The 12,678-nt window shown below is 71.0% G+C and carries 4 protein-coding genes; 2 read left to right on the top strand and 2 right to left on the bottom strand.

The annotated features are described in order from the left end of the window. The first annotated feature begins 284 nt into the window (after positions 1–284). Both ACGFNH_RS29540 and ACGFNH_RS29535 read left to right on the top strand, forming a co-directional pair. Entirely contained in the window at positions 285–1,376 is a 1,092-nt protein-coding gene (locus ACGFNH_RS29540) for a 2-dehydropantoate 2-reductase (RefSeq protein WP_393658922.1), read from the top strand. 158 nt (positions 1,377–1,534) lie between these two features. Continuing rightward, positions 1,535–2,872 carry an MFS transporter gene (locus ACGFNH_RS29535; RefSeq protein ID WP_393658920.1) on the top strand — a complete coding sequence of 446 codons (1,338 nt, stop codon included), beginning with the start codon at positions 1,535–1,537 and terminating at the stop codon, positions 2,870–2,872. A 208-nt stretch (positions 2,873–3,080) separates the two neighbouring features. Here the strand turns inward: ACGFNH_RS29535 and ACGFNH_RS29530 are convergent, their stop codons facing one another. Further along, positions 3,081–3,590 (bottom strand): hypothetical protein, encoded by a 510-nt coding sequence (locus ACGFNH_RS29530; protein ID WP_393658918.1) that lies wholly within the window; start codon positions 3,588–3,590, stop codon positions 3,081–3,083. A 207-nt stretch (positions 3,591–3,797) separates the two neighbouring features. Further along, positions 3,798–12,674, bottom strand: a complete 8,877-nt coding sequence (locus tag ACGFNH_RS29525) for an Ig-like domain repeat protein (RefSeq protein ID WP_393658916.1) — start codon at positions 12,672–12,674, stop codon at positions 3,798–3,800. Positions 12,675–12,678: the final 4 nt, after the last annotated feature.

The following is a 12,678-nucleotide window of genomic DNA, read 5'->3' as shown; positions in this document are numbered from 1 at the left end:
CCCCGATGTGTGATGTCCCGGTTATCCCCGCTCCTGCGCCGGAGCGACCCGCACCGAGGACGCGCGCGAGGGCGAAAGGTTGCGAATACGCGTACGGTTCAACCCACTTGCGCGCCTGCGCCGCAATCACCACCCCCGCCCGCGCCCCATGGAGGCGGCCGACCCGTTACGGCTGTGGCGTAAGGGCCGGCCATGGGCCCAGTGACCGGCACAAGCGTCCCCGGCTAGGCTGCGGGCGCAACGCCCGCCCCCCGACGAGACCGCCCCAGGAGCAGGAGCAGACAATGACGCAACGTCCCGTGGACGGGTCCCCGACGGCCGCCCCGCGCCTGAGCATCGCGGTCCTCGGGGCGGGCAGCATCGGATGCCACACGGGCGGGCTTCTCGCGGGCACGGCCGATGTGACGCTCATCGGGCGCGACGCCGCCATGGAGACCCTGCGGCGGAACGGGCTCACCCTCACCGGAGGCAGCCGCTCGGCGCAGCTGACCGTGCCCGGCGATCTCCGGGTGGCGACCGGCCCCGACGCGGCCGCCGGCGCGGACTATGTGCTGATCGCCGTCAAGTCGTCCGCGACCAGCGCCGCCGCCCGTGAACTCGCCCCGCACCTCGGCCCGTCGACCGTGGTCGTCAGCCTCCAGAACGGGCTGCACAACACCGCGGCCATCCGCCGCGAGATCCCGGACCGCACAGTGCTCGCCGGCACGGTGCCCTACAACGTCGTCCAGACGGACCCCGGTGTCTTCCACCAGGGCTCCGCCGGGCCGCTGTCGATAGAGGCGCACGACCGGGCCGTCCCCCTGCTGTCCGCGTTCACGACTGCCGGGATGGCGGCCGAGACCCGTGGCGACATGCGCGAAGTGCAGTACGCGAAGCTACTGATCAACTTGAACAACGCGCTCAATGCCCTCTCGGACCTGCCGCTGCGCGCCGAACTCTCCCAGCGCGTGTACCGCCGGTGCCTGGCGCTGTGCCAGACCGAGGCCCTCGCGGTGCTGCGGGCCGCCGGGGCGAAACCGGCGCGACTCACACCCGTACCGGCGGGGCTGATCCCGTACATGCTGCGGCTGCCCGACGGGCTTTTCGGGGTGGTGGCGGCCTCCACCCTCCGCATCGACGCGCACGCCCGCTCCTCGATGTGGGAGGACCTCCAGCGCGGGCGCCGCACCGAGATGGACGAACTCCAGGGCGAGATCGTCGCGTTGGCCCAGCAGCACGGCCTCGCCGCCCCGGTGAACGCCCGCCTCGTCGAGCTGGTGCGCGAGGCCGAGACGGCCGGCCCCGGCGCCCGGCGCAGATGGTCGGGAGAAGACCTCTGGCGCGAGCTGGTGGCCGCCCGGCGGGGCGCGACCACGGCGCCGCGCGGCGGAGCCTGAGGCGGCACCCGCAGCGCGACGGGGCGCCGGACCGGGGCTGAGCACCGGAGTGATCGGGCCCCGGCCTCAGCGGGTCGCGGCCCGTGGCGGTACGAAGCTGGGGCAGCCTGGGAAACCGCCCGACGCTCCGCCTGCGCCGCCCCACAGAGAGTCCACGCATGGGTACCGACTCCCCTGCCCCGCACGACGCCCCCGAGCCGCTGACGGAGCCGACCGCCCGACATCGCCGCAAGGTCGCCACGGTCGCCGCGCTCGCCTCTGCCCTCGAGTGGTACGACTACTTCGTCTTCGCTGTCGCCGGCGCCCTCGTCCTCGGCCCGCAGTTCTTCCCCTCCGACCGCCCCGTCACCGGCGTGCTGGCCTCCTTCGCAACCTTCGCCGTAGGCTTCGCGGCACGCCCGGTCGGCGGCATCGTCGCAGGGCATCTTGGCGACCGGCACGGGCGCAAACCGATGCTGGTGTGGGCGCTGCTGCTGATGGGCCTGGCCACCACCGCGATCGGCGCGCTCCCCTCGTACGACACGATCGGTGTCGCGGCCCCCGTGATGCTGGTCGCGCTGCGCATCGTGCAGGGCCTCGCCCTCGGCGCGCAGTGGGGTGCGGCCATGCTGATGACCACCGAGTACGCCCCTGTGGGCAAGCGCGGGCTGTACGGCAGCCTCGTCCAGATGGGCGTCCCCATCGGCTTGGTGGTGGCCAACACCATGTTCCTGGTCTCGTCGGCCGTCATGAGCAACGAGGACTTCGCGGACTGGGGCTGGCGGCTGCCGTTCCTCTGCGGAATCCTGGTCCTCGTCCTGGCCCGCTACGTCCACCGGCATGCGCAGGAGACGCCGGAGTTCCGCGAGAGCGAGCGCAGACTCGCCCGCGAGGAGCGGCACTCCCCGCTGCGGACGATCCTCCGCCACCACCTCGGTACGGTCCTGCTGGCCGGCGGGTCCCTCGCCGTCAACGCCGCGACCTTCTACATCATCGTGACCGGTGTCCTCGACTACGCCACGCGTCAGTTGGGCATGGCCCGCAACGGCGTGCTCGCCGTCTCTCTGGTCGTCAATGTGACCCAACTGGCCCTGATTCCCGCCGCCGCGGCCCTCTCCGACCGCGTCGGGCGCCTGCGCATCTACGCCGCCGGGGCCGTGGGCGTGGTGGTGTGGGCGGTGCCGTTGTTCCTTCTGATCGACACCGCGTCACTGGCGCTGCTGGGCATCGGGGTCTTCGTCGCCAGCTGCTTCGTCAGCATCATGTACGGCCCCCAAGCAGCGCTGTTCGCCGAGCTGTTCACAACGGAGATGCGCTACACCGGTGCTTCGCTGGGCTACCAGCTCGGGGCGGTCCTCGGCGGGGGTCTGGCCCCGTTCGTCATGGTGCTGCTCCTGGAGGAGACCGGCACCTCCATGTCCGTCTCGGCCTACATCATCGGGCTCGGCCTGATCTCGCTGGCGTCCATCGCCGTCCTCGCCCGGCGGACCACACCCCGCACACACGCCACTCCCTAACCAGGACTGCCGCTCTGGGCCGGGCTCTGGCTCCGGCGCTGGCTCTGGCAGTGGTGCGTGGCGAGACGTCGCGGACGTCGAGCATGAGGGCGGCCAGGTCGTGGTACGTACCCAGCCGGGAAAGCATCGCTACGGGGGCGGTCCCTGAGCCGTTCGTCCCGTCGCCCAGAGACCCGTCAGCCCCTCAAACCGTCAGCTTCTCAAACCGTCAGCCGATGCCTCCCCAGTCACGGCGCGGGCGGGGCGGTTCGGCCACCGGCGCAGGCCCGGCCGCCGCACTCCTTCGACGGCTCAGACCCGTCAGCACCACTCCCCCGAGCCCCATCAGCCCGAGCAGACCGAAGAGTCCAGCCAGGCCGATGGAGAACCATCCGCCACTGTCGCCGCGGTCCAGGGCACGCACGCCAGTCACGGCCGCCGCTGCCGCGATCAGCAGCGGAGGCGGCACCCACGGCCAATGGCCCGGTTCGGGCACCAGGTCGGGTCGGCGTCCCTGGCTCCAGGCCGCGTACCAGTGGCGGGCGCTCCACCAGAGGAGCAGATACGCGGACACCGCACCCGCTCCGAACCCCGCCGATGCCCACGGACCGCCGCCGGAACCGTTCACCGCGACGACGGTCAGCCCCGCAGCGACGAGCAGCATGAACAGGACGAGGAGGGCGCCGATGGCCAGACGTTGGCGCCGACTGCCGTCGAGTGCCCGGGGAGATAGGTACACGCTGCCACTCTAAGAGGACTCCATCGCCCCGCGCGGGGACCCCTACGAGGACCCGGGTCGCCGGATCCGGCAACCCGGGCACCGGAGAAGCCACCGGCGATGCCGGTGGCTTCCCTTGCTGCACGAGCTGCCCGCGTTGATCTGCCTTCCTGCCTCAACTCGCCTCTGGGGCAAGCGCGGAGAGTTGATCCGCGCCTGCCGACCGGTTCAGTCGGTCTTCACGAAGTGGGTGTCGATGCCTTCGGACGAGGCGTAGTTGGTGTCGCCGCTGTACGTGGCGACGACGGCATGGGCTCCGGGGCTCAATGTGCTCGTGGTGTAGGTCGCCCTGCCGTTGACCAGGGTGACGGTCGGATTCGGCCCCCTGATGATGAAGATGGTGACGGTCCCGGTCGGGGTCCCGGTGGCCGGGGGGACCGGAGTCACGGTGACGGTGAACGTCGTGTTCTGCCCTGCCGCCGAAGGGTCGGGCGCGGAGACCACCGTGGTCGTCGTCGAGGGACGGCCGACACTGTGGGTGTCGGTGCCCGTGGAGGCGGCGAAGCTGGCACTGCCGCTGTAGGTGGCAGTGACGGTGTGCGCCCCGGCGGACAGCGTGCTCGAGGTGACGGTGGCCTTACCGCCGACCAAAGTGGCCGTCAGGGTGGGGCCGTTGCTGATCGTGAAGGTGACCGTTCCCGTCGGTGTACCGGCCCCTGGGGACACCGGCGCGACCGTGGCGGTGAACGTCGCCGTCTGACCGGACTGCGACGGATCCGGCGAGGAGACCACCGTGGTGGAGGTGGATGCCCGGTTCACTGTCTGGGTGTCCGTGGCAGTGGAGCCCAGGAACTCCGCACTGCCGCCATAGGTGGCCGTGGCGGTGAACGGGCCGGTGGAGGCGGCGGTGTAGGTGCGCGTAGCGGTTGCCACCCCACCGTTCAGCGCCGCCGTGACCGGGGCCGAACCGTCGCCGAAGGTGAACGTCACCGTGCCCGACGGCGTACCCGAACCCGGCGCGGTCGGCCGCACCGTGGCCGTGAAGGTGACCAGCTGGCCGGTCACCGACGGGTCGGGGGCCGAGGTCAACTGGGTTGTCGTGGATGCCCGGTTGACCGTCTGGGTGTCGGTACCGGCGGACGAACCGAAGTCGACGCTCCCGCCGTAGACCGCGGTGACCGGATACGGGCTTCCGCCGGGGCTGCTGTAGGTGTATGCGGCGACCGCGACACCGCCCGACAGAGTCGCCGTCACCGGCGCCGACCCGCTGCCGAAGCTGAACGTCACCGTGCCGGTCGGCGTACCCGCCCCTGGTGCCTCCGGCGCCACTGTCGCCGTCGCCGTCACCAACTGACCGCTCAGCGACGGATCCGGCGCCGTCACCGCGGTCGTCGTCGTGGCCGCCTGCTGCACCGAGTGGGTGTCAATGCCGGTGGACGCGGCGAACGCGGAGTTTCCGGCGTAACTGGCGGTGATGCTGTACGGGCTGCCGCCGGCGCCGCTGTAGGCATGGGTCACGGTGGCCACGCCGCCGTTCAGCGTCGCCGTGGCCGACGGGGTCCCGTCGCCGAAGCTGAACGTCACCGTGCCGGTCGGCGTACCCGCACCCGGCGCCTCCGGCGCCACCGTCGCCGTCACCGTCATCGGCTGACCGCTCTGGGACGCATCCGGAGAGGACACCACCGTCGTCGTCGTGGCCGCCGGCTGGACGGTGTGAGTGTCCGTGCCGGTGGAGCCGCTGAAGTCGGTGTCCGGGTTGTAAGTGGCAGTTGCGGTGAACGGGCTGCCGCTGGTGGCGGAGTAGACATGCTGCGCGGTGGCCACACCGCCCGCCGTGGATTTCGTGACCGTCTCCGACCCGTCGCCGAAGTCGAAGGTGACGGTGCCCGCCGGCGTCCCCGCACCGGGTGCGCCGGATGCCACGGTGGCGGTGAACGACACGGTCTGGCCGACCACGGAGGGATCGGGCGAGGAGACCAGTTGGGTCGTGGTCGACGCCCGGCCGACCGTCTGGGTGTCGGTGCCGGTGGAGGTGCTGGACGTGGCGTCCCCGTTGTAGAACGCGGTGACCGCGAACGGGCTCCCGTTCGTCGTGGTGTACGGGTGCGCAGCGGTCGCCACCCCGCCGGTCAGGGGCACGATGTCCGACGGCGATCCGTCGCCGTAGGTGAAGGTGACCGTGCCGGTGGGAGTGGGCGCTCCGACCGTGTCCGGGCCGACCGTTGCAGTGAACGTCACCGGCTGGCCGACGACCGACGGATCCGGGGCCGAGGTCACCGTCGTGGTGGTCGTCGTGACCTCCAGCTCCACGCGATGCGTGTCGCTGTCCGAGGAGCCCGTGAAGCTGTCACTGCCGTTGTACGAGGCGGTGACCGCGAACGGGCTGCCGGCAGTGGACGCGTACGTATGCGTCGTGGTGGCCACGCCGCCGGACAGGGTCGCCGTCACCGGCGCGCCGACGTCGCCGAAGGTGAACGTGACGGTGCCGGTGGGGACGCCCGCCTCGGGCGACTCCGGGGTCACCACAGCGGTGAGAGTCACCTGCTGGCCGGGCTCCGAGGGTTCCGGCGAGGTCGTCACCAGCGTGGTGGTCGACGCCGGTTGCACGCTCTGGGTGTCGGTGCTGGTGGAGTAGACGAACCCGGTGTCACCGCTGTAGGTCGCGGTGACGGTGTACGGGCTGCCGGCCGCACTCTGGTAGGTGTGGCTCACCCCCGCGACACCGTCGACCGGCGTGGCGGTCACGGTCGGCGTACCGTCACCGAAGTCGAACGTGACGGTACCGGTCGGTGTCCCGGACCCGGGGTCCTGCGGGACCACGGTCGCGGTCACCGTGACCTGCTGGCCGACGACCGACGGGTCCGGAGAGGAGGCCACCGTCGTCGTGGTGGCCGCCTGCTGCACCGTGTGGGTGTCGTTGCCGGTGGAGGAACCGAAATCGGCGTCACCGTCGTATGCGGCCATCACCGGGTACGGACTTCCCGCCGCGTCGCTGTAGGTGTGCGCCACGCTCGCCAGGCCGTCGGTGAGTTCGACCGTCTGCGGCGGCGTGCCGTCGCCGAAGGTGAACGTCACGGAACCCGTCGGGACCCCGTCGCCGGGGGCCAGGGGCACCACTGTCGCAATCACCGTCATCGGCTGCCCGGTGACGGACGGGTCCGGAGAGGACGCCACCAGCGTGCTGGTCGCCGCCCGTTGCAGGGCGTGGGTGTCGGTACCGGTGGCGCCGCTGAAGTCGGCGTCACCGCCGTAGGTGACGGTCACGGTGTACGGGCTTCCGGCCGTGGTGGCCCACGTATGACTCACCGTCGCGACCCCACCGGACAGCGTCACCGTCTCCAGTGACGAGCCGTCACCGAAGTCGAGGACCACCGTGCCGGTCGGCGTACCCGCACCCGGTGCCAGCGGGGCGACCAACACAGTGACGTCCACCGGCTGACCCGGGACCGAGGGGTCCGGGGAGCTGGTCACGAGCACCGTGCTTGTCGCGGGCTGAACCGTGTGGGAATCGGCACCCGTTGAGGTGCTGAAGTCGGCGTCACCGCTGTAGGTGACACTCACGGTGTACGGGCTTCCGGCCGTGGTGGCCCATGTATGACTCACCGTCGCGACCCCACCGGACAGCGTCACCGTCTCCAGTGACGAGCCGTCACCGAAGTCGAGGACCACCGTGCCGGTCGGCGTACCCGCACCCGGTGCCAGCGGGGCGACCAACACAGTGACGTCCACCGGCTGACCCGGGACCGAGGGGTCCGGGGAGGTCGTGACCGTCGTCGAGGTGCCGGCCGGTGTGACGGTCTGTGTGTCCTTGGCGGTCGACGACGTCACGTCGGCGTCACCGCTGTAGACAGCGACCACACCGTAAGGAGTGTCGGAGGCGCGAGCGTAGGCGTGGGTGGCGGTGGCCACGCCACCGGACAACGGCTGGGTGACAGGTGCTGTCCCGTCCCCGAAGGTGAACGTGACCGTTCCGGTCGGGATGCCGGTACCGGGCGCCTGTGTCGTCACCGTTGCCGTGAACGTCACCGGCTCGCCTGTCACCGACGGATCAGGGACGGACGACAGGACCGTCGCCGACAGTGCCGGCTGCAGCGCATGCGTCACCGTCGCGGCGGCGGCGGTGAATTGAGCATTGCCGCTGTAGACCGCCGTGGCCGTGTACGGGCTTGCGGCCGTGCCGGTGTACGCGTGCGTGATGGTGGCCACGCCTCCCGACACCTCCGCCACGACCGGCGGCGTACCGTCCCCGAAGTCGAAGGTGACGCTGCCCCCGGGGGCCCCGGCCCCGGGCGGGACGGGCGTGATGACGGCAGTGAACGTCAGAGGCTCGCCGCTGACCGACGGGTTGGGTGACGTCGTCACCTGCATGCTCGACGCGGCCTGTTGGACGGTCTGGGTATCCGTGCCGGTGGAGGCAAGGGTGTCCGCGTCACCGCTGTAGGAGGCGGTGACGACGAGCGGGTCGGCCACCGACGTGAAGGCATGGGCGACTGCGGCCACGCCGGCCACCAGGGACACCGTGGCGGGTGCGGACCCGTCGCCGAAGTCGAAGGTGACCGTGCCGGTCGGCTGTACGACGCCGGGCGCCTGGGGTGCGACCGTCGCCGTGAACGTCACCTCCTGGCCCACCACCGACGGCTCGGGCCCCGAGGACACCGCCGTCGTCGACGCCACCGGCTGAACGGTGACGGTGCCGAACCCTGTCGAGGAGCTGAGGGTGGTGTCGCCACTGTAGGCAGCCACGACCGTGTACGGATTGCCGGCGGTGGTCGGGTAGGCGTGCGTGGCGGTCGCCAAGCCGTCTGAGAGAGGCACGGTCACCGGCTCCGTACTGTCGCCGAACGTGAAGGTGACAGAGCCGGTGGGCAACGGTGCGCCAGGGGCATCGGCGGTCACCGTCACGGTGAAGGTGACAGGTTCGCCTGCGATGGGCGAGGCCGGTGCGGTGGTCACTGTCGTGGTGCTCGTGCTGACCTGCAACTCCACCCTGTGGGTGTCACTGTCCGACGAGCCGGTGAAGTTCTCGGTGCCCCCGTATGCCGCCGACACCGGGTACGGACTGCCGATGATGCTGGCGTAGCTGTGGTCGGTGGTGGCCACACCACCGGTCAGGGGTTCGGTGACCGGTGGTGTGCCGTCGCCGAAGGTGAAGGTGACCGTGCCGGTCGGGGTGCCTGCCTCCGGCAACTCCGCGGTCACCACGGCGGTGAAGATCGCCCCGGAACCCGCGGCCTGCGACGGGTCCGGAGAGGTCACCAGCAGGGTGTCGGTGGGCGCCGCGTCCACGGTATGGGTGCCCGAGACGGTGGAGGTGGCATAGCCGCTGCTGCCGACGTAGGTGGCGGTGACCGTGTACGGGCTGCCGGATGCGTCGGTGTAGGGGTGGGTCACCGTGGCCTGGCCGCCGACGAGTTCGACGGTCTGCTGCGGCGATCCGTCGCCGAAGTCGACGGTGACCGAACCCGCCGGGGTTCCCCCTCCGGGTGCCTCCGGAGCGACGCTCACGGTGAAGGTCACCGGCTCCCCCACGGTCGACGGCTCGCGGCCGAAGGTGAGCGTCGTCGCCGTCGCTGCCTCTTCCACGGTCTGGGTGTCCGTACCCGTGGAAGAGCTGTAGTTCGGCTCACCGTTGTAGACGGCGACGACGGAGTACGGACTGCCGGGCACGTCCGCGTAGGCGTGCTGGGCGGTGGCCGTACCGCCGGTGAGGTCGACGGTCGCCGGCGGCGAACCGTCGCCGAAATTGAAGGTGACCGTACCGGTCGGGGTGCCCGTTCCGGGAGCCTGCGGGGCCACGGTCGCGGTGAACACGACCGGCTCTCCCGTCCGTGACGGATCCGGGGACGACGTCACCATGGTGGTCGTCCCGGCCGGGTGCACCTCGTGGATCCGGCTGTCGGTGGACGAGCTGAAGTTGGCGTCCCCGTCATAGGTGGCCGTGATGGCGAACGGACTGCCCGTGGTCGTGGTGTAGGTGTGCTCGGCGGTGGCCACGCCGCCCGAGACCTGCGCGATGACCGGCGGGGAACCGTCACCGAAGCGGAAGGTGACAGTGCCGGTCGGCATGCCCGCCCCGGGGGCATCGGGATTGACCGACGCCGTCACCACGACGGTGACGGGCTGACCGACGACCGACGGGTCCGGAGAGGCGGAGAGCGTCGTGACGGTCGCCGCTTGCTGCACGGTGTGGGTGTCGGCGGCCGTGGCCGGGCTGAAGCTGCTGTCCCCGCTGTAGACAGCGGAGATCGTGTACGGGCTGCCGTCCGCGCCCGCATAGGCGTGTGCGACTCCCGCCTGGCCGGCGTCGACGGGCACGGTGGCGGATGGCGTGCCGTCGCCGAAGGTGAAGGTGACCGTGCCGGTCGGGGCGTCCGCGCCGGGGACGCTCGGCGTGACGGTGGCCAGGATCGTCACGTCCTGGCCGCTCACCGAGGGATCGGGCGAGGAGACCACGGAGATCGTGGCAGCAGCCGTGTTGACGACATGGATGTCCGAACCGGACGCGGGGGCGAAGCCCGCATTGCCACCGTAGGAGGCGGTCACCAGGTACGGACTGTCGGCGGCATCGGTGTAGGTGTGTGTCACCGTGGCCTGGCCGTCGCTGAGTTCGGCCGTCTGCGAGGCGGTGCCGTCACCGAAGTCGAAGACCACCGTGCCCCCCGGAGTACCGGGTCCGGTCACATCCGAGGCGACGGTCGCGGTGAACGTCACCGATTCCCCCGTCTCGGACGGATCCGGGGCCGACAGCACCGAGAGCGTCGTCGGGGCCGGGTTCACGCTGTGGGTGTCGGTTCCCGTGGAGGAACTGAACTCGCCGACCCCGCTGTAGACAGCGATGACGGTGTACGGGCTGCCTGCCGCGTCACTGTACGTGTGCGTGGCACTGGCGTTGCCGTCGCTCAGCGTCAGGGTCTGCTGTGGCGTCCCGTCCCCGAAGGTGAAGGTGACCGTCCCGGTCGGGGTCCCGGAGCCAGCGTCGTCCGGAGTGACGGTCGCGGTGAACATCACCACGTGGCCCACGTCGGACGGGTCCGGCACGGAAGCCACGGTGGTGGTTGTGGTGATGATCTCGGGGTCCACCGCGTGCGTGACCGTACCGGTGGAGGTGGTGAAGGCGGCATCGCCGTTGTAGACGGCGGTGATGGTGTACGGACTTCCGTCCGCTTCGGTGTAGGTGTGCGTGGTGGTGGCGACACCGCCGGAGAGCGTCACCATCTCCGGTGACGAGCCGTCACCGAAGTCGAGGGTGACCGTGCCGGTGGGCATTCCCGTCCCCGGCGCGACCGGGGCGACGGTGGCGATGACCGTCACAGGTACGCCGGTCGGTGAGGGTTCCGGCGAGGAGATCACGGCGGTCGTGGTGTCCGACGGCGTCACTGTCTGAGTCAATGTGGCTGTCGCAGGACTGACGTTGGCGTCCCCGCTGTAGGTGACGGTGATGGGGTAGGGGCCGCCGGCGGCATCGGCGTAGGCGTGCGTGGCACTGGCCTGGCCGCCCGCCAACTGCACCACCACCGGTGGTGTGCCGTCACCGAAGTCGACGGTGACGGTGCCGGTCGGGGTGCCGGCGCCCGGGCCGTCCGGCGTCACTGTCGCGGTGACGGTGACGGGCTGGCCGGTGACCGGCGTGTCCGGGGAGACCGTCACCGTCAGCGAGGAGCCGACGGGCTGCACGGTCTGAGTGTCGGTCCCGGCGGACGCGCTGAATCCGGTGTCCCCGTCGTAGTGCGCGGTGACGGTGAACGGGCTGCCGCTCGCGCCGGTGAAGGAGTGTGTGAGGGTCGCCTGGCTGCCCTCGACGGGCACCGTGACCGACGGTGTGCCGTCGCCGAACGTGAAGGTGACCGTGCCGGTCGGCGTACCCGCCCCCGCTGCGACCACGGCCACGGTCGCGGTGAACGTGACGTCCTCGCCCACGGTCGACGGGTCGGGCGCGGAGCTCACGGTGGTCGCGGTGAGGGCCGGGTTCACGCTGTGCGCATCGGTGTCCGACGAGCCTTCGAAGGCGTCGTCACCGTCGTATGTGGCGACGACGGTGAACGGGCTCGCACCCGGGTCGGTGTAGGCGTGGGTGACGGTCGCGACGCCGTCGGAGAGAGTGGCGGTCGCGGGAGCCGAGCCGTCACCGAAGTCGAGGGTGACCGTCCCGGTCGGGCCGCCGAATCCGGCACCGCCGGGCTCGACGGTCGCGGTGACGGTCACCGACTCTCCTGTGACGGACGGGTCCGGCGAGGTGAGCACGGTCGTGGTGGTGGTCCCCCGGTTCACGACCTGGATGTCGGTGCCGGTGGAGGGATCGAAGTCGCCGTCACCGCTGTAGTTGGCGGTGACGGTGAAGGGGCTGCCGCCCGCACTGGCGTAGGTGTGCGTGACGGACGCGATCCCGTCCGCCAGTTGTGCGGTGGTCGATGTACCGTCGCCGAAGTCGAAGGTGACGGTGCCGGTCGGCGTGCCCGCCCCCGGTTCGTTCACGGAGACCGCCGCGTTGAAGGTCACGGGCCGGCCGACGAGGGCCGTACCCGGCGAGGTCACGACAGTTGTGGTCGACGCGGCATGGCTCACGGTCTGTGTATCGGTACCGGTGGAGGGCCCGAACGTGGTGTCGCCGCTGTAGGTGACCGCGACCGTGTACGGGCTGCCTGTCGATGTCGGGTATGTGTGGGGAACGGTGGCCGTTCCGCCGGACAACATGGCGGTGACCGGAGCGGTGCCGTCACCGAAGTCGAACGTCACCGTGCCCGTCGGCGTACCCGTCCCGGGAGCCACCGGGGCCACGGTGGCGGAGATCGTCACCTGCTGGCCGGCGACGGACGGATCCGGCGCCGACGTCACGGCGGTGGTCGTCGAGACGAGGGAGACGGTCTGCGTGTCCGACCCGGCGGAGGGCTCGAAGGCCGCGCTCCCGCTGTACGTGGCGGTGACGCCGAACGGGCTTCCCGTCACGGTGGAGTAGGTGTGCGTGACAGTGGCGGTACCGCCGCTGAGCGTGGCCGTGACCGGGGCAGTGCCGTCACCGAAAGCGAACGTCACCGACCCCGTCGGCGTACCCGACCCCGGAACCACCGGAGCAACAGTCGCCGTGAACGACACCAACTCCCCAACCACGGAC

It is taken from the genome of Streptomyces sp. NPDC048639, from assembly GCF_043199075.1.
GTDB lineage: Bacteria > Actinomycetota > Actinomycetes > Streptomycetales > Streptomycetaceae > Streptomyces.
This window is presented reverse-complemented; position numbering and strand designations above follow the sequence as displayed.